The organism is Microvirga puerhi (genome assembly GCF_020089865.1).
Taxonomy (GTDB): Bacteria; Pseudomonadota; Alphaproteobacteria; order Rhizobiales; family Beijerinckiaceae; genus Microvirga; species Microvirga puerhi.
In genome coordinates, this window is record NZ_JAIRBM010000020.1 from 16143 (window position 1) to 40941 (window position 24799).

The window sequence follows — 24799 nt, forward strand, 5'->3', positions numbered from 1 at the left end:
CTGATTCCGCGTCAGTGGAAACAGCTCTAACGCGCTCCTATTGCCGCGCCCACATGATCCGTGCAACCCAGACGATCTCTTCGGCTGGGATCATCCGGTCTTCCTGACCCGGCTCCAACGCGGCGAGTTCCAGCGTTTTTGCCGAGCGGCGGCGGAGTTCCTTCGCGAGAAGTTCGCCGTTCGTCAGGCGGACCACGACGCGATCGCCCTTGCGCATGCCGGCGGTCGGCGACACGATCAGGATGTCGCCGTCGCGATAAAGCGGCACCATGGAATCGCCGGTCACCTCGAGGGCGAAGACCTTCTCCTGACCAAAGTCGGGAAAGTCGATCTCGTCCCAGCCGGGGCCACCGACCGGCAGACCCTCTTCGGTGAAGAGCTTGTTGCCCGATGCGGCCTGCGTCACGCTGATCAGGGGAATTGTCGATCGGCGTAAGGAACCGGATGGTTCAACGAGACGCAGGAAATCTTCCAGCGTCGCGCCAGTCGCGCGAAGGATCTTCGCGATCGACTCGGTCGAAGGCCAGCGATCCCGGCCTTCGGGACTCGTACGCTTCGATTTGTTGAAGCTTGTGGCATCGAGCCCGGCCTTGCGGGCGAGGCCTGATGCGGTCATGCCGTGGCGGGAAGCCAGGGCATCGATAGCGGCCCAAACGCGATCATGGGACAACATATGATGAACCTTCGAGAGGTGCCAAAAACGCTACTGGAAACGCGACCTATGATTAGGAATTAAGGTTGTTCTATGGCTCGAACAATGGAGAACAAGGTTTAGCGACAACGCGCTCATGTTCCGGTTGCCCTATCGAGAGACGGGCGCTACTCAAAAGCGCTATGGCGACTATCTATAAAATCTGTTCGCGACCGCTCTGGGAGGCCGCCGAGGCGGCAAAAGCCTTCGATGGCGCTCCGATCGATGCTCGGGATGGGTACATCCACTTTTCCACCACATCGCAAGTCCGGGAAACGGCAGACCGGCATTTTGCTGGCCAGGATGACTTGCTTCTGATCGCTGTGGACGATGAGCGTCTTGGCGACGCGTTGAGATACGAACCGTCCCGCGGCGGCGACCTGTTCCCGCATCTCTACGCCCCTTTGTCCCTCTCCGCAGTTCTCTGGGTGAAGCCTCTTCCGTTAGGGAAGGAAGGTCGACATCTGTTTCCGGACCTTGCCGAATGATCTCCTCTCTCTTTCCTCTCGCGAAGAAGTTCCTGCACGCGCTCGACGCGGAGACGGCGCACCAGCTGACGATCCGGAGTCTCGCTCTGATGCCGCCAGGACGGCCCGGGGCGGATGATGCCCGACTGGCGGTCGAGGTGTTCGGACGCCGTTTTCCCAATCCGGTCGGACTTGCCGCGGGTTTCGACAAGCAGTGCGAGGTGCCGGATCAGCTCCTGGCACAGGGCTTCGGATTCGTTGAGTTGGGCGGCGTCGTGCCGAAGCCGCAGGAAGGCAATCCACGGCCACGTGTCTTCCGTCTCGCGCAGGATGAGGCCGTCATCAATCGGTTCGGTCTGAACAGCGAAGGGCTTGCGGCTGCCCGCCGGCGCTTGATCGCCCGCCGCGGCCGTCCGGGAATCGTCGGCGTCAACATTGGCGCCAACAAGGACTCGAACGACCGCATCGCCGATTACGTTCTCTGCGTTCGCGAGTTGTCGGGGCTCGTCGATTTTCTCACTATCAACGTATCGTCTCCGAACACGCCCGGCCTGCGCGATCTGCAGGGTGAAGCGTTTCTCGACGATCTTCTGGCCCGTTGCATCGAGGCGCGGAACAAGGCGGATGAAGGGCGGACCCAAACCACCATCCTCTTGAAGATTGCCCCCGACATCTCGCTGGAGACACTGGACGCCGTCGTGGCGACCGCGCAGCGACGCGGCGTGGATGGGCTGACGGTGTCGAACACCACGATTGCCCGACCGGCCAGCTTGAAGGAGAAGGCGCTCTCGACCGAAACAGGCGGCCTTTCCGGAAAGCCGCTGTTCGAGCCTTCGACGAGACTCCTGGCGCAAACATATCTCCGCGTCGGACGCACTATGCCGCTTGTTGGTGTCGGTGGTGTCGGCTCTCCTGAAGCCGCATGGGCCAAGATCCGCGCCGGCGCGAGCCTGATCCAGCTCTACTCCGCTCTGGTGTACAAGGGACCCGCGCTGATCGGCGAGATCAAGCAGGGGCTTCTGAGCGCACTTCAGGAGGAAGGCACGTCCCTCGATCAGGCCGTGGGACGCGATGCGGCCGCAATAGCGGAAGGCCGGTTCTGACTAAGGGCGCGATGGCCCGACTCCCGCGACGTTCGTTCAGGCCGTCAGGGCCGTAAAGGTCTTACGGGCCAGCCGAGGGTAGAGCAGAGCCTGTCCCATTCCTCTGACTCCGAGAAAGATCAGAAGCGCGATCCAGAGACCCGTATTACCGAGTGATCCTGCGGCGATGAGTACAGCGCCGTAGATTGCGAGAGCGACGAGCATGAGATCGCGCATCGCCTTCGTCCATGTGGCGCCCGTATAGATGCCGTCGAAGGCAAAGGCGGCAGCGCCCACCAATGGCGTCAATGCAGCATAGACGAGATAATCGCGGGCATAGAGGCGCACGTCCGGACTGGTCGAGACGAAGTCGATGAACAGCCCGCCGCCGGCGAGAAAGATCGCGGAAACCGTCAGGCCGAAGCCGAGACTCCATCCGAGGCTTAAGGCAATGGCGCGACGGAAGCTGCGGGCATCGCGTGCGCCGATGCATTGGCCGCACAGCGTTTCCGCAGCGGTGGCGAAGCCGTCGAGGAAATACCCGCCGATCAGGAACATGTTGTAGAGCACTGCATTGGCTGCGAGTGTCACGTCGCCGGAACGCGCGCCGAAGGCGCTGAAGATGCCGAAGGCCATCATCAGCGCCATGTTGCGGATCATGATGTCCCGATTCATGCTCAGGGTCTGCAGCATGGCCGCGCGGTTGAGAATCTCATGCCGGGCGACTGCAAAGGGATTAGAACCCAACCGTCGCAGCACGAGAATGCCCAGCCCCACACCGAAGATCTCCGCAATCGCCGTGCCGATGGCTGCACCCGCGACGCCCCATTCGAAGACAAGCACCAGCGCCGAGGTCAGGAGAATGTTGGCGATGTTGATGGCAACCTGCAGGAGCAGGCCGAGATCGGTGCGGGCGCGTCCGAGCGTCGAGCCGAGGATGACGTAATTCGCCAGCGTGAAGGGCGCCGCCCAGATACGGATGTAGAAGTAGGTCGCAAGCGCACCTTTCACCGCGTCGCTCGCTCCGGTCAGAGGGAAGGCGATCAACGCGATGGGCCACTGCAGCAAAATGAGCAGAATGCCGATGACGGCGGCGACCAGAAGTGCACGGGCCAGAGTCCGATCCACTTCATGCCGGTCCCCGGCGCCCGTGGCCTGCGCGGTCATGCCCGCCGTTGCCATGCGTAAGGATCCGAAGCTCCAGAAGACGAAATCGAACACGACCGCGCCGAGCGCCACCGCCCCGAGGAGATAGGCCTCGCCGAGCCGTCCGATCACCGCGGCGTCGACAAGACCGAGCAGTGGTGTCGTCACGTGGGACAGGGTCATCGGCAGCGCCAGCGCCAGCATGCGCTTGTGCGTGACGACGATCTGCCGTGAGGAGATGGAGCCTTCCATGGAAAATTCTCAGTTCCGGCCGAACAGGCGCGCGATGAACCACAGGGGGACGACGATGATGGCGCCATAGAGGACCCAGCGCCCAACCTCGACCACCGTATCCATGCTGAGTCCGAGGAGCGAGCGCAGCCAATTGTAGACGCCTTCGATCAGGCCAAAGGGCGTGATGTTGAGGAAGGCCATGAAGGCTCCGACCAGCAGCGACAAGAAAATCAGCTTGATCAGCACCGAGCCCGGCGAGCCACCGAGAAACCTGTTCACGTTGGACATTGTCTTAAATCCTTATCCCTTCGCCGTGCTGGACCTCGGCCATCGCGTGTGCTTCATCGCAAGGGACGGCGACGAACGCAACCTCACCCGAGCCCGGCATGATCGACCCAACCGTTTTCGACCCGGCGAGCATCAGCGACGAAATCAAGGCGCAGAATGCTGAAATCCTGGCCCGCCTAACCGAGTTGCCCGACCCCTGGTCATTCCCGCCCGCTCTGGTCCGCGAGCGCCGTCGCCAGGGCCTGGGGCCTTTCCCGCCCATGCCCAAGAGCAGGGGCGCGCAGGTCATCACCATCGATGGGCCCGCAGGCCCGCTTCCGCTGCGCATCATTGCGCCGGACAATCCCCGTGGCATCTATTTCCACATCCATGGAGGAGGCTGGACCTGGGGCACCGCCGACGAGCAGGATCCCTATCTGGACCGGATGGCGGATCATTGTGGCCTCGCCGTGGTCTCGGTCGAGTATCGTCTGGCCCCCGAGGATCCGTATCCGGCCGCGCATGACGATTGCGAGGCTGCTGCGCTCTGGGTGCTCCGCGAGGCGAAGGCGCGCTTCGGAACGGATCGGCTCTTTATCGGCGGCGAGTCGGCTGGCGCGCATTTGTCGGCCGCAACGCTGCTGCGGCTGCGCGACCGGCACGGGGTGACACCCTTCCGGGGTGCCAATCTCTTTGCCGGCTGCTACGATCTGGGCCTGACGCCGAGCGTCGTGAATTGGGGCACCGACAAGCTCGTCCTCAATACGCGGGATGTCGAGATCTTCGCCGACAACCTCTGCGGTCCCAAGGTGGATCGACGCGATCCCGATATCTCGCCGCTCTATGCCGACCTGAAAGGAATGCCGCCGGCCCTGTTCTCGGTGGGCACGCGGGACCTTCTGCTCGACGATACCCTGTTCATGGCGGCCCGTTGGACCTCCTTCGGCAACCGGACGGATCTCGCGATCTGGCCCGGCGGCTGCCATGTCTTCATCCGCTACGAGAGCGCGATGGGAGAGAAGGCCCTATCCAGGATCGACGCCTTCGTGAACAGCCTCTGATCAGCGAAGGGAAAGCTCCGCCGCGGCCCGTTCGGCGATAGCGAGATCGAGCGTCGGTTCGTCGCCGTCGTCCAGGATCCAGGCGGCCGAGAGGCCCGCGAAGGCCAGGGTCCATTGGAGGAGGCGCGTGCGCTCGACGCCTGCCGCCTGCGCCAGCATATGGGACCGCCTGCCGAAATTCTCCACGACGAAGGCCGTCTGGTCCTCCGGGTCGCGCAGGATGTTCGCGAAGTCGAAGGTCCGTTCGCCGACAAGCCCCTTCGGATCGATCGCGAGCCAGCCCCGGGGGCCGAAATCGAGGACGTTGTCGTGATGGATATCCCCGTGGAGCGGGACGATGTCCTGCTGCGAGGAGAGCAGGTGCTGCGCGACCGCATTGGCCTTGACCAGGATCCCGCCGTAACGGACCGCGGCCGGCGCGAGCTGCCGGAACCAGTGGTCGAGGGGCGCAAGATCGGGTCGGGGATGCGGGCGCGGGGCGTGGAGCTTGGCCGCTACCGCGCAGAGGGTCTGACTCGCCTCGTCGTCGCGGCCCTCCCGGACCATGGCCGATAGGGAGCGCTGTCCGGTCGCCCGTTCCAGGAGAAGCGCGTCGACGTCATGGGCGAGGACGCGGGCCGCGCCGTCGCCCTGCCACCATGTCATCAGGAGGCTGCCGCGGCGTTCCTCGGCCTCGCGCGGGATCTTGAGCATAGCCAGGGCCCCGTCGGCCCGGCAGACCGGCAGGAGATCGCTGCTGTGCGTCACGACCGGCGGGCCGTCCGGAACAAGCCTCCAGAGGGTCAGGTAGGGGCCGAAGACCGGGGGCACGGCGCCCGGATGGACCGCCATCTAGTCGGCGCTGGCAGGGGAAGGGCGCTGGGTGACGCCGATCTTCGAAGCGGCGATCACCGCCTGGGTGCGGCTGTCGACGCCGAGCTTGTCGAGGATGGCCGAGACATGGGCCTTCACGGTCGCCTCGGAGACGGAGAGCTCGTAGGCGATCTGCTTGTTGAGGAGGCCCTCGGAGAGCATGGTCAGTACCCGGACCTGCTGCGGCGTGAGGGTCGCGAGACGACGGACGAGATCGGCGGTCTCCTTGTCCTCGGCGGCCGAGAGATCCACGTCCGGAGGTGTCCAGACATCGCCCGCCAGGACCGCCTCGATGGCGCCGCCGATGCTGTCGATGTCGATGGATTTCGGAATGAAGCCGGACGCCCCGAATTCCATGGCTCGGCGGATGACGGTCGCCTCCTCGGTGGCGGACACGATCACCACGGGCAGTTCCGGATGCTGGGCGCGGAGAGACAGCAGGCCCGAAAAGCCCTGGACGCCCGGCATGGTGAGATCGAGGAGGATCAGATCGATGTCCCGCTCCTGGCCGAGGGCGGTATTCAGGTCGTCCATTCCATTGGCTTCGACGACTCGTGCTTTCGGCATCACCGAGCCGATAGCCTGACGCAGCGCTCCCCGGAACAGCGGGTGGTCGTCAGCGATGATGATCGTGGTATTTTGACCCTGCACTACGTCGTCTCCCACGCAACTCCTTGAGCCTTATCCGCATCTCCCCTGATATGGCAAGGCGGGACGGAAGCGCACGAAGCCCATTCTACCTGAAACTCAGCCGAATGGGGCTGGAAAACAAAGCTTAGCCAGTTCGGCGTCCGGCTCATGCACCAAGGAGGTGGAGCAGGATGTCCCGCTGATGTGGAATGTCCCGATGCTCCACCAGAAAGAGCCCTTGCCAGGTCCCGAGGACCATCTGCCCTTCCGTCACAGGAATCGTGAGGGAGATCCCGCTGAGCACGGTGCGGATATGGGCCGGCATATCGTCCGGGCCTTCGGTGGAATGCACATAGCCAGCATTCCGCGGGGCAAGCCGTTCGAAGGCGGTGAGGAGATCCCGGCGGACGTCTGGATCGGCATTTTCCTGGATCAGCAGCGATGCCGAGGTATGGCGACAGAAGACGGTGAGGACGCCGTGCGTGATACCGGTTCCCAGCACCCAGCGGGCGACCGGTTCCGTCAATTCGGTGAAGCCTTGGCCCTGCGTCTGAACCATCAGGCGCCCCATGGCTTGTTGCGTGACGCTGCCCTCGGTCAAGGTTTCGACTGACAGCATGGTCATGATGTCTCGCCCTCCGTTTCCCGATCGGTCACGATGCGCCCGTCGAGGGGATGAATTTCTTTCTCACCCCGTTCGAGGATCTTTTCCAGGGTCTCGATCCGGTCGGCCTCGGCGGCGGGCTTGTCCCAGCGGATACGGTTGATCCGCGGGAACCGCATGGCGACGCCGGACTTGTGCCGGCTCGATCGCTGCAACCCTTCGAAGGCCACTTCGAGCACGAGGCCTCGGTCCTTGCCGTACTCCACCTCGCGGACGGGTCCGAAACGGTTGACGGTATGGTTGCGGACATAGCGATCGAGCTGGAGCAGCTCCTCGTCCGTGAAGCCGTGATAGGCCTTTCCGACCGGGACCAGTTCCTCGCCGTCTGACCCGTCGCGCCAGACCCCGAAGGTATAGTCCGAGTAATAGGACGAGCGCTTCCCGTGGCCGCGCTGGCCGTACATCATCACGGCGTCGACGAGATAGGGATCACGCTTCCACTTGTACCAATAGCCCTTCGGACGCCCAGGCAGATAGGGGCTGTCCGCCCGCTTGATCATGCAGCCCTCGATGGCATCCGCATCCGGCCCCGCTCCGATGGCGGCCGGGTCGGAGCGAGCGGAGGCAAGCACATCCCAGGACGAGAATTCCACGAGCGGCGAGAGATCGATGCGCGGATCGTCGAGCCGTTCGACCAGGGCTTCGAGCCGTTGTCGTCGCTCGGAGAAAGGCAGGTGGCGCAAGTCCTCGTAGCCCTCGACGAGGATATCATAGACCCGCAGGTGGGCCGGAAATTCCGTCATGAGCTTGGCTGTGACGGCCTTCCGGTTGAGGCGCTGCTGGAGCACGTTGAAACTCTGGACGCGGCCGTCCCTGACGATGAGCAGCTCTCCATCGATGGCACCTTCGAAGTCGAGCGCTTCCACGAGGTCCGGGAAGGCTCCCGACACGTCTTCCCCCGTGCGCGAATAGATGCGCCGGACGAGCCTCCCGTCGGAGCCTTTGCCGGCGGCTGCCTGCAGGCGGATGCCGTCCCATTTCCATTCGCCCCAGAAATCGGAAGGGTCGAGCTTCTCGAAATCCTCCTCCTCGAGCGGATGCGACAGCATCGGCGGCCGGAACGGTGCGGGATTGTTGGTCTCGGGCTTGGGTGCGCGTCCTTCCACCCAAGCGAAGAGCGGCTCATAGGGCGGTTCGAGCCCATGCCAGATCAATTCCACCTCGTCCGCCTCGACACCGCCGAGTTGAGCGACGGCAGTCTTCGCAAGACGCGCGGAGACCCCCACCCGAAGCTCGCGCGTGATGAGCTTGAGGAGGGCCCACCGACCGATTTCGTCCAGGGCGTCGAGCCAGCCGGCGACGCGTGCGGGCAGCTCGCTCTTCCCCGTGGTCGCGAGAGCCTCGACGACTTCGGAGATGGTCGGGACATGGAGCGGCGGATTGTTGTGACCGGGGCCGGGTGCCGCGCCCTCTTCGGAAGCCGATGGATGGGGCCATATCAGGGCGGTCGTTTCCGCAAGATCGCCGACGTAGTGATAGGACATTCGGAACAGTACCGGGTCCGTACGCTCCTCTACCAACCCGCGGATCAGTCCAGGCTTGGCTTCTTTGAACATGAGCGAATTGGTAAGCGCGGCGAGGGCGTAACCCCTGTCCGGATCGGGCGTGTGGCTGAAGTAATCCACCAGCAACCGCAGCTTGGCGTTGCGCCGTGGCTCGTAGGCGAGGCGGTCGAGAAGGGCGGCGAAGCGATTCACGCATGGCCTCCTTCTGGTGCAGTGTCCGACGTCTCCTCGGCATCGCCTTCGTCGCCATATCCCAGCATGTGCAACGGGCGGGCCTTGATCCCCTGCGTGGCGCACCAGTGGACGAGCGCATCTTCCTGCCCATGCGTCACCCACACCTCGCCGGCGCCGGTCTCCACGATCGTGCGGCACAGATCATCCCAGTCGGAATGATCGGAAATCACGAGGGGAAGCTCGACGCCTTTCTGCCGAGCGCGTGCCCGCACCCGCATCCAGCCGGATGCGAAGCAGGTGACGGGATCGGGAAATCGACGCGACCAGAGATCCTGGATGGAGGAGGGTGGGCAGATCACGATGGCGCCAGCGAGCTTGGACCGCTCCGATGCAGCGACCTTGGGGGTCTCGCCGAGCGGAATGCCTTCGCTTTTATAGAGTTCCGTCAGGCGCTCCATCGCACCATGCAGATAGATCGGCTTATCGTAGCCTTCCTCCCGCAGGAGAGCCATGACACGCTGGGCTTTTCCGAGGGCATAGGCGCCGACGATGTGGGTCCGCTCTGGGAAGAGATGGACGGAATCGAGGAGCTTGCGCACCTCGTCGCGGGTATCGGGATGGCGAAAGACCGGCAGGCCGAAGGTCGCCTCGGTGATGAAGACATCGCAGGGAACGAGCTCGTAGGGAAGGCAGGTCGGATCCGCCGCCCGCTTGTAGTCGCCTGACACCACGACCCGTGTACCGCCGGCCTCGATGGAGATCTGAGCCGAGCCGAGGACGTGGCCGGCAGGCGTGAAACGCACCGTGACGTCCTTGATGCGGATGCTCTCGCCCAGCGGAGCCTCCTGGGCGGCACCCGCAAAGCCCTCGCTGTAGCGCACGGCCATGATGCGCAGCGTCTCCCGCGTCGCCAGGACGGAGCGATGTCCGGACCGCGCGTGGTCGGAATGCCCGTGCGTAATCAGCGCCCGTTTTACGGGCCTGACGGGGTCGATGTGGAAATCGCCGAGGGGGCAGTAGAGTCCCTGCGGGGTCTGGGTGAGGATGTCGGTGGAACGCAGCGCCATGGTGCTTCGAATATAGGAAGCCGGCCGTCATTTTCAGGCGGACGCGATCCGGCCTAAGTCGGCATTGACAGCAGCCGCGCGCTCGATCATGGCAAAATCTCATGTCTCCTGCATCGACCTCCCGCTCCTCCGGCGATCTTCTCGCGGACCGACGCTACGAATACGCCCGCGGCGCCTTCGATGAGAAGGATTTCGAAGCTGCGGCCGATCTGGCGCGTCAGGTGCTCGACCTCGTCCCCGATTTCGCTGCGGCCCATGCGCTTCTTGGCCGCTCAGTGGCGGAATTGGGCCAGGCTGATGCAGCCGTGGCGGCGCTCCGAAAAGCTTTGATCCTCGAACCCGAGGATGCGCTCGGCGTGAAGCTCGATCTCGCACGGCTCGGCGCAGTGGCGCCGGAAGAGGCGATGTCCGACGGTTATGTCCGGGCGCTCTTCGACGATTACGCCCCGCGTTTCGAACGACACCTGACCCAAAGCCTCTCCTATCGCGGGCCGGACCTTCTCATCGATGCCCTCCGGCGGGCCTGCTCGAAGCGCATGAGGCTCGACCGGTTCGGCCCGACGCTCGACCTCGGCTGCGGTACCGGTCTGATGGCGAAGGCTCTGGCGGGGCGGTGCGCTCGGATTGAAGGCGTCGACCTCTCGCCGCGGATGCTCGAGAAAGCCGCCAAGGAAAAACTCTACGACGCCCTGCATGAGAGCGACCTCGTAGGTTTCCTGACCGGACGTGCGGACGAGGAGGCGGATCTCGTGATCGCTGCAGATGTCTTCGTCTATATGGCGGATCTCGAAACCGCCTTCCGCGAGGTTCATCGCGTGCTGAGGCGCGGTAGCCTTTTCGCCTTCACGGCTCAGGCCCATGACGGTGCAGGTTTTGTGCTGGGCGAAGATGCGCGATATGCGCATAGCGAGCCCTATCTGTCGCAGCTCGCCGTTCAGGTCGGCTTCACGCCCGTTCTGTTCGAGCGCGTCTCGACCCGGATGGACCGGGGACAGCCGGTCCCCGGTTTTCTCGTCGCGCTGGAGCGTTAGGCCGTCTCAGGCTGCTGCCGGGGTCGACGGGTGCGGCGCGGATTCGTAGCAGCCGATCACCGACTGATCGAAATCGATGATCGAGCCGGTCATCATTCCGGATTCCTTGCTCGCCAGGAATGCGACGCTGCGGGCCACCTCGAACGGATCGAGAAGACGGCCGAAAGGCTGGCCCTGCGCGGCCTTTTCCAGCCAACCGTCCTCGGCACCGTGGTAGGTGCGCATGATCCGGTCTTCGCCAGGCGTGTTCATCCAGCCGATGTTCAGACCGTTCACGCGGATGCGCCAGGGCATCAGGCTGAACGCGGCATTCTTGGTGAGCGTCGCCAGGGCACCCTTCGAGCCGCAATAGGCGGAAATGAAGGGCTGGCCGCCATGGGCCGACATGGACAGGATGTTGACCATCGTCCCTTCGATCTTCTCGCGTCGCATGATCTTGGCGGCTTCCTGCATCAGGAAGAACGGTGCGCGGACATTCACCGCGAACATGCGGTCGAAAAGCTCCGGGCTGGTGTCGAAGATCGTGCCGCGATCAGTGATGCCGGCGGCGTTCACCAGCACATCGACGCGCCCGAAAGTCTTGTCGGCCTGGACCGCGACGGCTCGGGCCTGCTCCACATCGGCCAGTTCCGCCTGCACGAACACGGTGCGGCATCCCTTTGCGGTGATGTCCTTGGCAACCGCCTCGCCGCGCTCGGCATTGCGGCCGCAGATCACGAGGCCCGCAGCTCCGCGCTCCGCCAGGGTCCTGGCGATGGCCTCTCCGACACCCTGAGTGCCTCCGGTGACGATGGCGACGGCTTTCGTGAATTGGGATGACTGGGGCATGGCGTCGATTGTTATGGTGTTATGGGAATCGGACGAACAAAGTGAACCGGCTAAGCTTTTAGAGCAAGCGATCCCGACTGGGATTCACATGCTGTGTAAAGGCGTCGCCATAGCGAAATCCACAGTTCGGCCTATCTTGAGGAGAGATGCCGAAATCTTCCGTGCCGATTCTCCCTAAAGTCTTTCGTGACTGGTTCAAATCCCGTGGCTGGGAGCCGCGCGCCCATCAGCTCGAGCTCGCGACCAAGGCGCGGGAGGGCCGCTCCGTCCTGCTCGTCGCTCCGACGGGAGCCGGCAAGACGCTGGCTGGCTTTTTGCCGAGCCTGATAGACTTGGCGGAAGAACGGCAGGCATCCCCCAAGAAGACAAGATCCTCCCTTCACACCCTCTACATCTCCCCCCTCAAGGCCCTGGCCACTGACGTCGCCCGTAATCTCGAAGCGCCGGTTCAAGAGATGGGGCTGCCGATCCGCATCGAGACGCGGACGGGAGATACGCCTGCGCACAAGCGCGCGCGGCAGATCGAGCGGCCGCCGGACATCCTGCTGACCACGCCGGAACAGCTCGCGCTTCTCCTCGCCCACCGGGAGGCCGGAGAGCTGTTCAAGGGATTGCGCCGAGTGGTCCTGGATGAGCTGCATTCCCTCGTCACCTCGAAGCGGGGGGATCTGCTCGCTCTCGGTCTCGCGCGGCTCTTCAGTATTGCGCCCGACCTGACTGCTGTCGGACTGTCCGCAACCGTTCGCGAGCCGGATGAATTGCGGAAGTTCCTGGTGCCGCAACGTTCTTTGCCCTCCCCTAGAGGGGGAGGGTCGGAGCGCGTCAGCGCTTCGGGGTGGGGTGACAGCGCCACACTCGGAGAGGTAGCGCTTCCCACCCCCTCCCGCGCTTCCAGCGCGACCTCCCCTCTCAAGGGGGAGGTGGAACTGCCCCTCGCGGATCTCGTCGTGGTCGAGGGGGGAGCAAAGCCGGATATCCGCATGCTCGACCTCAAGGAGGCCCTGCCGCTTGCCGGTCACACGGCCGCCCTGTCGATGCCGGCGGTCTACGACCTGATCCGGAAGCACAAGACCACTCTGGTCTTCGTCAACACGCGCATGCAGGCGGAATACACGTTCCAGGAGCTCTGGAACCTCAACGACGATAGTTTGGCCATTGCCCTGCATCACGGATCTCTCGACGTGTCGCAGCGCCGTCGCGTCGAGGAGGCGATGACAGCCGGAAAGCTTCGCGCCGTGGTCTGCACCGCGACGCTCGATCTCGGCATCGATTGGGGCGATGTGGACCTGGTGGTGAATGTCGGCGCGCCGAAGGGAGCCTCGCGCATCATGCAGCGCATCGGGCGCTCGAACCATCGCATGGATGAGCCGTCGAAGGCCTATCTGGTGCCGGCCAACCGCTTCGAGATTCTCGAATGCCGGGCGGCTCTCGACGCCGTGCACGAGGCGGCCCAGGACACACCCGATGCACGCATCGGCGGTCTCGATGTGCTCTGCCAGCACATTCTCGGCATGGCCTGCGCGGATCCTTTCCGGCCGGAAGACCTCTATGAGGAGATCCGTTCGGCCGCGCCCTATGCGGGCTTGTCCTGGGAAGACTTCGAAGCGTGCGTGGCCTTCGTCGCCACCGGCGGCTATGCCCTTCGCGCTTATGAGCGCTTCGCCAAGATCGTGAAGGGAAAGGATGGATTCTGGCGCGTGCGCGATGCCCGCGTGGCACAGCAATACCGGATGAATGTCGGGACCATCGTGGAGGCGACCATGATCAAGGTGCGGTTAGGCAGGACCAGCCGCTCCCGGCCGGGCACCGTCGTGCCGCGAGGCAAGATCCTGGGCGAGATTGAGGAGTATTTTGCCGAGACCCTGACGCCCGGCGACACGTTCCTCTTCGCCGGCGAGGTTCTCAAGTTCGAAGGTCTTGCGGAAGACGCGGTTCTGGTCACCCGCGCGAATCCGGGCACGGATCCGAAGATCCCATCTTACGAGGGGGGCAAGTTCCCGCTTTCCACGTTCCTGGCCGCGCGGGTCCGCGAAATCCTCGCCGACCCGTTCGAATGGGACCGCCTGCCGCGGCAGCTGACCGAATATCTCCTTCAGCAGCGCCGCCGCTCCATCGTGCCGGGTCCCCGCGACCTTCTGGTCGAAACTTTCCCGCGCGGCGGGCGCTTCTACATGACCTGCTTTCCCTTCGAGGGCCGCTTGGCGCACCAGACGCTCGGCATGCTGCTGACGCGGCGGCTGGAGCGCGCTCGCCTCAAGCCCCTCGGATTCGTCGCCAACGACTACGGGCTCGCCGTATGGGGCAACGGCGACATCGCCGCCCGGGTTGGCCGCGAGCCCGGCTTTCTCGACGAGCTATTTTCCGAGGACATGCTGGGCGACGACCTGGAGGACTGGCTCGCCGAGGCTGCCCTGATGAAGCGCACCTTCCGCCATTGCGCGGTCATTGCGGGTCTGATCGAGCGCCGCTTCCCGGGGCAGGAGAAGACCCAGCGTCAGGTGACGATCTCGACCGATCTTGTCTATGACGTGCTGCGCAAGCACGAGCCGGACCACGTCCTCCTGCGCGCTGCCCGTGCCGATGCGGCAACGGGACTCCTCGACGTGAAGCGCCTCGGCATGCTGCTACAGCGCATCCGGGGGCGAATCATCCACAAGCCGCTCGACCGGGTTTCTCCCTTAGGCGTGTCCGTCATGCTGGAGATCGGCCGCGAGCGCGTCTATAGCGACGATGCGGACGAGATTCTGGCCGAGGCGGAAGCAGCGCTTCTCGACGAGGCTTTGGCGTGACGGCTTTGCTCAAGAACAAACAGACAACAACTGAAATCGGCCTGAGCGGACAAGCTGCCGTCCTGGACCTGACCGGCGGTCTCTACCTCCCCGACGAGGACGCGCTTCTCGTGGCCGATCTCCATTTCGAGAAGGGCTCATCCTTTGCCCGGCGCGGCATGATGCTGCCGCCCTACGATACCCGCGAGACCCTGAAGGCCCTGCGTGAGGCGGTCTATCGTTTCGATCCCCGGGTCGTGGTGGCTCTGGGCGACAGTTTTCATGATGTCGGCGGTCCCGAGCGGCTGGGGGACGAAGAGCGGGCCACCCTGTCGGAGGTCCAGAAGGGCCGGGACTGGATCTGGATTCCGGGAAATCACGATCACAGCCTGCCGGAGAGCATTGGCGGCCGCGTCCTGTCCGAGATGACCATGGGCGCACTCGTCCTCCGTCATGAACCTCTGGAAGGAGCAGGTGCAGAGGTTGCCGGACACCTGCATCCGGTCGGCAAGGTCGTGATGCGGGGCCGCGCCACGCGTCGACGTTGCTTTCTGACGGACGGACAGCGCTGCATCATGCCGGCGCTCGGGGCCTATGCCGGTGGGTTGAATGCCTGCGATGCAGCCTTCAAACCGCTCTTCCCGAAGGGCTTTACGGCATACCTGATCGGTACGGAGCGCATCTTCGCCATTGCCAGATCGATGCTCTGCCGGGACTAGCGTCGAACACGAAGGTGGGAATCGGTTCTACGTTCGATGCTTGGAATCAAAAGTTTCAAGCATTTGACCCTAAGGGCCACCGTTCCGCCTGATGCTTGGACGCCTCAGTCCCGCCGGAAGACCGCGTTGGCCGTCCAGCCGAAGAACAGAGCGAGCAAAGCCGTCGAGAGGCCGTACAGCAGACTCCAGTCCCTGGCGATCTCGCCGACCTGCTGCTCGAACCCAGTCTTCACAAGTTCGAAATGCGTCACCGTCCTGGCGAGCACGACCGTGTCGGCGAGGAGCGCCACCTCCACGTCGTAATTGCCCGTGGGTGCGGTCGCCGGCAGGGGAATGCTGGCATTGAAGATGTTCGGTGTCAGGAAGGTGACGCCTTTTTCGTTCTCGCGATAGAGCCCTTCGCGGCTTTTGAGGCGATAAAGGGCCTCGCGGAAAGGCTCGTCGAGGCCACCGCGATCATTGGTGAAATCGGGAGCGTGGACGATCGCCTGGATGCCGATCTTCTGACGACGGCGCAGCTGTTCGCTCGTGATCTCGGCGATGGGCCGCGAAGTCAGGACTGCCAAGTATGCCGGAGCGGTCGGAAACTTCTGCTGATCCTGATTAAGCCAGAAGGGTCCGAGTCGCTCCTTTTCACGCACCACGAGGAATTGCTGCGGGCCGCGGATCGTCACGACCGCGTCGTAGCCCGATGCTCGCGAAATGGTCTGCGCGTCGCGTTCGATGGCGCCGAAGACAGCAATCGAAGTGCCTGTGTAGTTGGAGTTGATCAGGACCCGGTGATTAGACAAGGACGTGACGAGATTCTCCGCGAGGGCAGACACAGTCCCGGCTACAAGGATCAGCAGGGCGACGGCGATCCTCATGGACGCGCCTCCTGCCGGGTTTCCTGCACTGTGATCGAGAATGGTTCCTGCGGCTTCACGACGAGTTCGAGCGCGAAGCGCAGGCCCACTGCCAGGAGGAGGATGGCCAGGAGGAAACGGAACAGCTCGGCGCGGAGGTTACGTCCGGCCCTTGCCCCGAACTGGGCACCGAAGACGCCGCCGAGGATCAGCAAGATCGCCAGCACGATATCGACCGCCTGGTTCGCCACCGCATGGAGGACGAGGGCGACCAGTGTCGTGCACACGATCTGGAATTGCGACGTGCCAACCACCACTCCGGTCGGCACGCGGAAAATGTAGAGGAGGGCAGGAACCACGATGAAGCCGCCGCCGATGCCGAGCAGCGCGCCGGCAAATCCGACAAACAGCGAAAGTCCGATGATCGGAATAACACTTGCGTAGAGCTTCGACCGGTAGAAGCGCATGCGCACCGGCCACCCGAGAAACGGTGCGTGATTTCCGCCGTTGCGCCTTGGCCGTACCGGACCGTGCTTTCGCCGCAGGAAGAACTCCCGAATGCTCTCCTTCATCATCAGGCTGCCGACCACCGTGAACAGCGTCACGTAGGACACGACGATCACGAGATCGAGCAGACCCGCCCGGCGAGCCGCAGCGAAGAACCAGACGCCCAGGGCCGAGCCGACGAAACCGCCTGCGACGAGAATGCCGCCAAGCCTGAAGTCGATCGCGCCGCGCCGGATGGCGCTGAGCACGCTCGTGGTGGAGGAGGCGACGATCTGGGCCGATTGCGTGGCGACGGCCACCGCCGGTGGAATGCCGAGGAAGATGAGAAGCGGCGTCATCAGGAAGCCGCCGCCGATGCCGAAGAGCCCGGAAATGAAGCCGACTGCGGCGCCCAATCCCAAGATTAGGAGAACGCTCACGGGCATTTCGGCAATCGGCAAATAGATTTGCACCCCGGTCCCCCTATGGCCGGTGCAGCCATATCCTGGTCGTCACATTGTTTATTTTACTCTAGATGCTGACGTGTGAATGGAAACTGACAGGATCAAACTTTTGTCAGCTTTTGTTCGCAAGATCGGCTCCGCTATCCGCCGTGCGGTCGCCGCCTCGCGACGGAACCTCGTTGGCGAGCGGGTCGGTTGAGCGCGGTCGCCATTTCTCGACCATTGTCTTTGCCGTAGCGAGATCCGCGGGCGAGAGGCGGGACGCCATTTCGTCGCGCTTCTTGGCAGCCTCCGCGTCTCCCTGGGCTGCCGCCAGAGCGAACCACTGGAACGCCTTGGCGGGGTCCTTCCGGGCTCCCACGCCGCGAGCATAGAGAACGCCTATGTTGAACTGGCTGTCCCGAACGCCGGCCTGCGCGGCTTCCGTGTACCATTGCAGCGCCGTGGCATAGTCGGGCTTGCCACTGATTCCGGCTGCCAGGAGAGTCGCGAGATTGTGCATGGCGCGGACATTGCCGCCCTGAGCAGCCCGCTCGTACCAGGCGGAGGCGAGCTTCACGTCTCGAGGGGTGCCGATCGCCTTGTCGTACATGATAGCGAGACGTTCCTGAGCCGGAACGAGGCCCGCCTGCGCCGCTCGTTCGAAGAGGCGGAGAGCGAGTGTCGGATCGCGCGGGAGACCACGCCCTTCCAGGGCTCTGAGCGCGATCTCGTAGACAGCCGTCCCATCGCCGGCCAGGGCTGCCTGCCGCAGCGCATCCGGAATCTCCGCGGGCATCGTGCCGAGCGTTCCCGGGTCGACCGTGAATTTGCTTGTGACGAAGCTCTCCGCGGTGACCGGCGTGCCCGAAAGATGCGTCGGCTCGAAGAGGCCCGTCTGATCTGCTGCGACAGCTGTCGGGACGATGCTTCCTGTTCCTTCGTCGGCCTGGGCCATGGACGGTGCTGCGTCGACGACAGGTTCAGTCGCCCCGGAGGCGGAGGCGTGAGGAGCGTTCGAGAGGATCTGAGCCGTGCCTGTGCCGAGGACGAGCAGAGCGAGGCCCAAAAGCAGCGAACGGCGATGAGCGTCGAGGGTCCTGCGAAGCCGCTCGAAAAGTGACGGTGTGCCTCGCGGAGCCTCGCTGCTCGGGGCCGCCAAGAGCTCTGGAGTCGAGGAAACTTGATCGCTTTCGATCTCAAGGAGCCTCTCGTTCTCCGAGACCGAAAGATCGGCGGGTGCGGAGGCCAGGGTTCGCGAGGCTCGGCGGGCCGCCGCAATGAAGCTTGCTCTCACATCTGCAAGCGCCTCGTCCTCGGATTCGGCAGGCGTGACCCGCGGCGTACCGGCTTCATTCGGCTGATGGTCTGGAGCTACGGGCTTCGGTATCGTGGCGGCGATGTCTTCGATCTGAGACAGGGCCGACGCATGGAGCCTGCGGACGGCGGCTTCGAGGCGGTCCGGCGGGGGCAGATCAGATGCCGCTTTGGTGCTGCTGTTCGCGGCCGCAGTCGGGGGGACAGCAACGCGCGTGACGAGGGTTTCCAGCGCATCATGGACTGCGATGAGCGCCTGCTGGGTTTTGCGATCTGCCCGTAGCTGGAGCGCCTTGATCTCTGCGAATCCCGCCTTCAGGGCTTCGAGTTCGCTGGCGGTGTTCGGGCCGACACTGGCATCTCTGACAGCGGCGGCAACCGCCTGCTCGGCAATCCGCGCGGTGTCGTTCTGCAGCGTCGCCACGTGCCCGATCGCTTCCTCGAAGGCCTGCCGATAGATCTCCGGTGTCCGTGAAAGCTGTTCGGAGACACTGGCGATGCGCTCGTCCAGGGCCGTCAGGGATGGGGCCGGTTGGTCTAGCTTTGCCTGCAGTGATCGGAGCATCTGGGCGAGCGCAGAGGGATCGGCCCGCCGCAGCTCCTCCTCGAGGCGCTCGAACCGTTCGAGAAGGGGCTGTCGCAGCGACGAGGTCGCTTCCGCCGCCGCGCTGATCTGCGTCGATAGCCGGTTGAAAAGGCCGTTGATCGTTTCGGTCTGTTCCAAGCGCCCGTCGACCATGTGGGCCATGTGCTCAGTGAGGGTCGCAAGCTGTTCGGCGATAGGGTCGAGGTTGGCCGGCTCCGGGACGGGCCTGCTCACCAGCTGGTCGAGGCGGAGGCTTATATCCTGGAGCTGCTGCGGCACGTCGCTCTGTTCCTGGGCAAGCACCGAACGGTTCAGGGCCGCGCAGACATCTTCCAGGGAACTCCGGAGCGTAGCGAGATCTCGGCCCGATACCTGTGACGCCTGCATGTCCGCCAGTCGGCGATCGAGATCCGCCAGGGATTGCGCGAGGGCGTCGATCTGCTGCGGTTCGGCCCGCTGGGCAAGATCCTGGCGCAGATCGACGATCTGGCTGCTGAGGAAATCGATGACGGAGCGGTCGACACTCGTCTCGCTCAGCCGCTCGATCTTGCCCCTGATGAAATCGATTTCAGCCCCGATGTGCCGATGCGTATTGTCCGTAACGGCATTGGACAGGTTTTCGATTCGGCGGTTCATCCCGGCGACCGAACCGGCAAGGGTGAGCAAATCCTTGCTCGATGGACCTCGCTCCAGATCCCGTGCGAGCAGGCGGAACGTCTCATTGAGCGTGCTCACCTCGCTCCGCGAGGCGAGCTTCTCCAGACCGGCGCGCAGTCGATCGATGTCCTGCCGGATCTCTCCGAAGGCCGCCGGGGAAGGCTGATCGAGATGCTTCGTCAGCCGTGACACATCCGTGCGTAGACTCGTGAGGGCGTCCGTCACTGGGGCGAGGGTTTTCATCGCATCTTCCGGCGAGCCTGTGGCCCGCGCCGGATCGGATACCGCGGCAACCTGGCGCTCGACGGCATCAAGGCGGTTCCGTTGATGGGTAGAAAGGCGGGTCGCCTCGCTGAGGCGCTCCTCGGCCTGCTCGATCCATAGAGCCATGGATTCCAGCACGACGGTGTCGCGGGACGCCTGGTCGGGACGCCGCTCCGCCTCGGCTGCCCTGGCTGTGGCCATGATCGTTTCGAACTCACGTCCCGGAGGATCGGCGCATGGTCGTGAGGAAACGACGGAAGAAAGTTCGGATTCGGAGAAGCCCTCGGATCGCGCCAGCGATGGTTCTTCCCCTGATCGAGACACCACGCGTGCAACCCAGTCTTCCAGGCTCAGGCCAGCCCGCAGCGCGGCCTTCTCGGCGGCCGCCCGAGTCTCGGGGTCCAGAGCATCGAGATGGGCGGGGTCGGGTCGTCTCATGGCCATGCTCGTGGGGACTCGTACATATCCCGGGCGGCTCATGACCCCACGTCATGCCCGTGCCGGCGACCGCCGGGTGTGGGGCGGGGCCGAATCGCCCATGCCTGCCGTGCCCTCCAGCCGATGGCTCAGTTTTTCGCCATCGTGGTAAAAAAGCCGTTAAGCTGAGGCATTTAAGCGTGTCTCGATGCTTAGCCGGATTGCGGCCCGCTGCCTTCGTCGCGGTTTTCCCTTGCGCCAAATGACCGTCTTGTGGCCCTGCACTTGCGGAAACCATGGTTAATGTTCTATCATTGCATTATTATTGCGCCAGGAAGGTCGATTCCAGACACCTTCTTGCTGCAAAGATTGAAGAATACGGGGCAAACAATGAGCAACGGCGTCGCTGTGAACTTCGCTGTCCTCTCCGAAACGAGGGCAGAGGCGGACGATTCCAGGTTTTATACGATTGGTGATTTGGCGCGGGAATTCAGCGTCACACTCAGGACATTGCGTTTTTATGAGGATCGCGGCCTCCTGGCACCGCGCCGGGAAGGAACCGCACGCATCTACGATGCACGGGACCGCGACCGGCTGTCGGTGATCCTGAAAGGGAAACAGCTTGGATTCACGCTGACCGAGATCCGGGCCATGCTGGCGGAGGAGCGGGGGAACAACGGCATCGCCGCCAATCTCAACCTCTCGCTGAGCCAGATCGAGGACCAGATCACCCATCTTGAGCAGCAGCGGATCGAGGTCGAAGAGGCTTTGGTCGAGCTCCGCGCCTGCCGGGCTCGTTTGATCAACGTTGCCTGAGATCGGGTCGCTTCGCTTCCGACGAGCTCGTGACAGACAGGCTGTCATGGCTTGATGCGGGGCATGGGGCGTATGCCCGCCGCAGCCGGTCATGACATGGATCAAATAAAGTGGTCGGGTCGATCATGGCCCGACTGCTGCCTTTGCCGTACCATGGCGTCGTTTCTGGGCCTGAGACGTGGGGCTCTTGGACTCTGTTGCCGGTTTGCATCCAAGCCAGCTCACGGTGCCTGCCGACCTTCCAACGCTGTGGCCTTTCAGCAATGTGGGCGCTGTCGCTGCTTTACGCTCTCCCGCACCCGCACCAGTCCAAATTCTCCAGGGCCGTCGGCCTGCCGGAGATGTCTCTCCATTCCTTCAAGCAATCGGTGCTCTACCTCTTCCCCAGTGCGTTTTGATAGTTTATATGTGAACTATCTTATTCACTCGCGCACCCGATCGAATTGCTCTCGGTCGTCGGCGTCCGATCTGGGAGGAGTTCCATGCCGGTCTACAAGGCCCCCGTCGAAGACGTGATGTTTCTGCTCAACGATGTCTTCCCCATCGAGCGCTACAACAATCTTCCCGGCTTCGCCGATGCCACTCCCGACACGGTGGAGGCCATCCTGGGGGAGGGGGCCAAGCTCTGTGAGGAAGCGTTCGCTCCGCTCAACCGGGTCGGCGACGAGGAGGGCTGCACCCGCCATCCGGACGGTTCGGTCACGACTCCCAAGGGTTTCAAAGACGCCTACGAGGCTTTCACGGCGGGCGGCTGGATGGGGCTCTCGGCTCCTGAGGAATATGGCGGGCAGGGTCTGCCGACGACACTGAATTCGGTGATGCAGGAGTTCATGTCCGCAGCCAATCTGGCGCTCGGCATGTATCCGGGCCTGACTCAAGGAGCGATCGCCGCTCTGCTGGTTCACGGCTCCGATACGATCAAGAAGACCTATCTTCCGAAGATGATTGAAGGTGCTTGGACAGGCACCATGAACCTCACGGAGCCCCATTGCGGCACCGATCTCGGTCTCCTCAAGACCAAGGCCGTGCCGAACGGCGACGGTTCCTATGCAATTACGGGGACCAAGATCTTTATCTCGGCCGGCGAGCACGACATGGCGGACAATATCGTCCATCTGGTGCTGGCCCGCATCGAGGGGGCGCCGGCAGGCACGAAGGGCATCTCGCTTTTCGTCGTGCCGAAGATCCTGGTGAAGGAGGACGGTTCGTTAGCCGAGCGCAATGGCGTCTCCTGCGGCTCCCTCGAGCACAAGATGGGCATTCACGGCAATGCCACCTGCGTGATGAACTATGATGGTGCCAAGGGCTGGCTGATCGGGCAGGAGAACCGCGGCCTCAATGCCATGTTCGTGATGATGAACGAGGCCCGCCTTGCCGTCGGCGTGCAGGGTCTGGCGCAATCCGAGGTCGCTTACCAAAACGCCGTCGCCTACGCGAAGGACCGCCTGCAGGGACGTTCGTTGACGGGGCCGAAATTCCCGGACAAGCCCGCCGATCCGATCATCGTCCATCCGGATGTGCGCCGCACGCTTCTGTCCATCAAGGCCTTCAACGAAGCTGCTCGGGCGCTCGTGCTCTGGACGGCGCTCAAGAGCGACGTCGCGCATCGCTCCTCCGACGAGGCGGAGCGTCAGTCGGCGGACGACCACATGGGGCTTCTGACTCCGGTGGTGAAGGGTGTGCTGACCGATGTCGGTTTCGACAACGCGGTCAAGGCGCAGCAGATGTTCGGCGGCCATGGCTATATCGAGGAATGGGGCATGTCGCAGTTCGTGCGCGATGCCCGCATCACCATGATCTACGAGGGCGCGAACGGCATTCAGGCCATGGACCTCGTCGGTCGCAAACTCGGCAAGGACGGCGGTCGCGCCGTCATGGCCTTCTTCAACGAGGTCGGTGCCTTCTGCCAGGAGAATGCCGGCGACGAGAACCTGAAGGCGTTCATCGCCCCGCTGCAGCAGGGCCTCGGACATCTCCAGCAGGCAACCATGTGGTTCATGCAGAACGCTGTGGCGAAGCCGGATAACGCGGGCGCCGGCGCCACCGACTACATGCACCTCTTTGGCATCGTGGCGCTTGGCTACATGTGGGCCAAGATGGCGAAGGCGGCGAACGCCAAGAAGGCGCAAGGCAACGGTGTCGCTGCGAGAATGGATGCGAAGCTGCTGACCGGCCGCTTTTTCATGGAACGCATGATGCCGGAAACCGCATCACGTCTTGCGGCCATTTCCAGCGGTGCCGATATCACCATGGCAATGCCAGTCGAGATGTTCTGATAGTGGAGTGGTCTGTGCCGCGTCACGAAGAAAGGCGCATGGAGAAAACGGCTCCTTCCGGAGCCGGACACTCTCTTGCGCTTTCTAAAGGTGGTCTTGGAACAGGTATCGCTTGGATCGCCGGCAAGGCGTGGTCCTATGGTCTCAAAACCCTCAAGGTTCTTGGCGAGATGCTCGCAGAGCTCTTCTCAGAACTCTTCTTTACATGGTTGATGCGCGCTCTGATCTCGGTCGCCGTGCGCTCTTTTGCATTCTTTGCAAGGATCCTTACAAATTAATCGGAACCAGGAGGCCTCCATGGCTGAAGCCTATATCTATGACGCCGTCCGCACGCCGCGCGGACGTGGCAAGCCGGACGGTTCGCTGCATGAGGTCCCGACGGTCGATCTGGCGGTGACGACCCTGAACGCCTTGCGCAAGCGCAACGATCTCGACCCTATGTTGGTGGAAGACGTGGTGCTCGGCTGCGTCGACCCGGTCGGTGAAGCCGGGGGCGATATCGCCCGGGCCTCGGTGCTGAAGGCCGGCTTCGGCAAGGAAGTTTCGGGCATCCAGATCAACCGCTTCTGCGCATCGGGGCTCGACGCGGTGAATCTCGCGGCCGCCCAGGTGATCACCGGGATGAAGGATCTCGCCATCGGCGGCGGCGTCGAATCCATGAGCCGGGTCGGCATGGGCGCCTCGGGCGGTGCCTGGCCCGTCGATCCGGGCATCGCTGTGCCCGGTTACTTCCTGCCTCAGGGCATCTCGGCGGATCTGATCGCGACGAAGTATGGCTTCTCGCGTGACGACGTGGACGCCTATGCGGTCGAATCGCAGAAGCGCGCCGCTCGCGCCTGGGACGAGGGCCGGTTCAAGAAATCGATCGTGCCGGTCAAGGACATCAACGGCCTGACCATTCTGGCCAAGGACGAACACATGCGGCCGCAGACCGACATGCAGTCGCTCGGCCAGCTCAAGGCCTCCTTCGTGCAGATGGGTGAGATGGGCGGTTTCGATGCGGTCGCCATTGCGGCGCATCCTGAGGTGGAGTTCATCAACCACGTCCATCACGCGGGCAATTCCTCGGGCATCGTGGACGGCGCTTCCGCGGTTCTCGTCGGTTCGGAAGAAGGCGGGCGCAAGGCCGGCCTGAAGCCACGGGCCCGGATCAAGTCATTCGCCTCCATCGGCTCGGATCTCGCCCTCATGCTCACAGGGCCGATCGAAGTGTCGGAACTGGCGCTGAAGAAGGCCGGGATGACGAAGGACGACATCGATCTCTTCGAGATCAACGAGGCCTTCTCCGCAGTCGTGCTCCGCTACATGCAGGCCATGAAGCTCGACCCGGCCAAGGTCAACGTGAACGGCGGTGCCATCGCCATGGGCCATCCGCTGGGCGCGACCGGCGGCATGATCCTCGGCACGGTGCTCGACGAGTTGGAACGGACGGGCAAGCAGACCGCCCTCGTGACGCTCTGCGTCGCCGCCGGCATGGGCACCGCGACGGTCATTGAGCGCGTTTGA

At 63.6% G+C, this 24799-nt stretch carries 22 protein-coding genes; 10 read left to right on the forward strand and 12 right to left on the reverse strand.

Going from position 1 to position 24799, the window contains the following annotated elements; translation table 11 throughout:
- Positions 1-37: 37 nt before the first annotated feature.
- Entirely contained in the window at positions 38-673 is a 636-nt protein-coding gene (locus K9B37_RS20230; RefSeq protein ID WP_224315346.1) for a S24 family peptidase, read from the reverse strand.
- 161 nt (positions 674-834) lie between these two features.
- On the opposite strand from K9B37_RS20230, the gene K9B37_RS20235 reads away from it, so the two are divergent.
- Together K9B37_RS20235 and K9B37_RS20240 are read left to right on the forward strand one after the other, a co-directional pair.
- Entirely contained in the window at positions 835-1179 is a 345-nt protein-coding gene (locus tag K9B37_RS20235) for a DUF952 domain-containing protein (protein WP_224315347.1), read from the forward strand.
- A complete protein-coding gene (locus K9B37_RS20240) occupies positions 1176-2261 on the forward strand; it encodes a quinone-dependent dihydroorotate dehydrogenase (protein ID WP_224315348.1) in 1086 nt (361 codons plus the stop codon). Before K9B37_RS20235 ends, K9B37_RS20240 begins: the two co-directional genes overlap by 4 nt.
- Before the next feature lie 36 nt (positions 2262-2297).
- Here K9B37_RS20240 and K9B37_RS20245 read toward each other — a convergent pair whose 3' ends face one another.
- Entirely contained in the window at positions 2298-3638 is a 1341-nt protein-coding gene (locus K9B37_RS20245; RefSeq protein ID WP_224315349.1) for an MATE family efflux transporter, read from the reverse strand.
- Positions 3639-3647: 9 nt separating this feature from the next.
- The gene (locus tag K9B37_RS20250) at positions 3648-3908 is read right to left on the reverse strand and encodes a DUF6460 domain-containing protein (protein WP_224315350.1); all 261 of its coding nucleotides are present in this window, start codon (positions 3906-3908) and stop codon (positions 3648-3650) included.
- Between the two features lie 98 nt (positions 3909-4006).
- Here K9B37_RS20250 and K9B37_RS20255 point away from each other — a divergent pair, with 98 nt between their 5' ends.
- Positions 4007-4948 (forward strand): alpha/beta hydrolase, encoded by a 942-nt coding sequence (locus K9B37_RS20255; protein ID WP_224315351.1) that lies wholly within the window; start codon positions 4007-4009, stop codon positions 4946-4948.
- Here K9B37_RS20255 and K9B37_RS20260 read toward each other — a convergent pair whose 3' ends face one another.
- The 5 genes from K9B37_RS20260 to K9B37_RS20280 form a co-directional block, all read right to left on the reverse strand.
- Complete coding sequence (locus K9B37_RS20260; RefSeq protein WP_224315352.1) at positions 4949-5779, reverse strand: aminoglycoside phosphotransferase family protein; 831 nt, start codon at positions 5777-5779, stop codon at positions 4949-4951.
- Positions 5780-6466, reverse strand: a complete 687-nt coding sequence (locus K9B37_RS20265; protein ID WP_224315353.1) for a response regulator — start codon at positions 6464-6466, stop codon at positions 5780-5782.
- A 130-nt stretch (positions 6467-6596) separates the two neighbouring features.
- The gene (locus K9B37_RS20270; protein ID WP_224315409.1) at positions 6597-7049 is read right to left on the reverse strand and encodes a secondary thiamine-phosphate synthase enzyme YjbQ; all 453 of its coding nucleotides are present in this window, start codon (positions 7047-7049) and stop codon (positions 6597-6599) included.
- A 2-nt stretch (positions 7050-7051) separates the two neighbouring features.
- Entirely contained in the window at positions 7052-8791 is a 1740-nt protein-coding gene (locus tag K9B37_RS20275) for a cisplatin damage response ATP-dependent DNA ligase (RefSeq protein WP_224315354.1), read from the reverse strand.
- Complete coding sequence (locus K9B37_RS20280) at positions 8788-9840, reverse strand: ligase-associated DNA damage response exonuclease (protein ID WP_224315355.1); 1053 nt, start codon at positions 9838-9840, stop codon at positions 8788-8790. The genes K9B37_RS20275 and K9B37_RS20280 overlap by 4 nt, the downstream gene beginning before the upstream one ends.
- Before the next feature lie 101 nt (positions 9841-9941).
- Between K9B37_RS20280 and K9B37_RS20285 the strand changes: the two genes are divergently transcribed.
- Positions 9942-10871: a class I SAM-dependent DNA methyltransferase gene (locus tag K9B37_RS20285; protein ID WP_224315356.1), complete on the forward strand. Its 930-nt coding sequence runs from the start codon at positions 9942-9944 to the stop codon at positions 10869-10871.
- Between the two features lie 6 nt (positions 10872-10877).
- Here the strand turns inward: K9B37_RS20285 and K9B37_RS20290 are convergent, their stop codons facing one another.
- A complete protein-coding gene (locus K9B37_RS20290) occupies positions 10878-11699 on the reverse strand; it encodes an SDR family oxidoreductase (RefSeq protein WP_224315357.1) in 822 nt (273 codons plus the stop codon).
- A gap of 146 nt (positions 11700-11845) precedes the next feature.
- Between K9B37_RS20290 and K9B37_RS20295 the strand changes: the two genes are divergently transcribed.
- Complete coding sequence (locus K9B37_RS20295) at positions 11846-14488, forward strand: ligase-associated DNA damage response DEXH box helicase (protein WP_224315358.1); 2643 nt, start codon at positions 11846-11848, stop codon at positions 14486-14488.
- Positions 14485-15186 (forward strand): ligase-associated DNA damage response endonuclease PdeM, encoded by a 702-nt coding sequence (gene pdeM / locus K9B37_RS20300; protein WP_224315359.1) that lies wholly within the window; start codon positions 14485-14487, stop codon positions 15184-15186. The genes K9B37_RS20295 and pdeM overlap by 4 nt, the downstream gene beginning before the upstream one ends.
- Before the next feature lie 104 nt (positions 15187-15290).
- Here pdeM and K9B37_RS20305 read toward each other — a convergent pair whose 3' ends face one another.
- The 3 genes from K9B37_RS20305 to K9B37_RS20315 all read right to left on the reverse strand — a co-directional run bounded on the left by K9B37_RS20305 (position 15291) and on the right by K9B37_RS20315 (position 20222).
- Positions 15291-16052 carry a TIGR02186 family protein gene (locus tag K9B37_RS20305; protein ID WP_224315360.1) on the reverse strand — a complete coding sequence of 254 codons (762 nt, stop codon included), beginning with the start codon at positions 16050-16052 and terminating at the stop codon, positions 15291-15293.
- On the reverse strand, positions 16049-16990 hold the full coding sequence (locus K9B37_RS20310; RefSeq protein WP_224315361.1) for a sulfite exporter TauE/SafE family protein: 942 nt from the start codon (positions 16988-16990) through the stop codon (positions 16049-16051). The genes K9B37_RS20305 and K9B37_RS20310 overlap by 4 nt, the downstream gene beginning before the upstream one ends.
- Before the next feature lie 103 nt (positions 16991-17093).
- On the reverse strand, positions 17094-20222 hold the full coding sequence (locus tag K9B37_RS20315) for an SEL1-like repeat protein (protein ID WP_224315362.1): 3129 nt from the start codon (positions 20220-20222) through the stop codon (positions 17094-17096).
- Positions 20223-20591: 369 nt separating this feature from the next.
- Between K9B37_RS20315 and K9B37_RS20320 the strand changes: the two genes are divergently transcribed.
- From K9B37_RS20320 to K9B37_RS20335, 4 genes are all read left to right on the forward strand, one after another.
- Positions 20592-21017, forward strand: coding sequence for a MerR family transcriptional regulator (locus K9B37_RS20320; RefSeq protein WP_224315363.1), 426 nt, complete (start codon positions 20592-20594; stop codon positions 21015-21017).
- A 482-nt stretch (positions 21018-21499) separates the two neighbouring features.
- Positions 21500-23293, forward strand: a complete 1794-nt coding sequence (locus tag K9B37_RS20325) for an acyl-CoA dehydrogenase C-terminal domain-containing protein (protein ID WP_224315364.1) — start codon at positions 21500-21502, stop codon at positions 23291-23293.
- 38 nt (positions 23294-23331) lie between these two features.
- Positions 23332-23571 (forward strand): hypothetical protein, encoded by a 240-nt coding sequence (locus K9B37_RS20330; RefSeq protein WP_224315365.1) that lies wholly within the window; start codon positions 23332-23334, stop codon positions 23569-23571.
- A gap of 19 nt (positions 23572-23590) precedes the next feature.
- On the forward strand, positions 23591-24799 hold the full coding sequence (locus tag K9B37_RS20335) for an acetyl-CoA C-acetyltransferase (RefSeq protein ID WP_224315366.1): 1209 nt from the start codon (positions 23591-23593) through the stop codon (positions 24797-24799).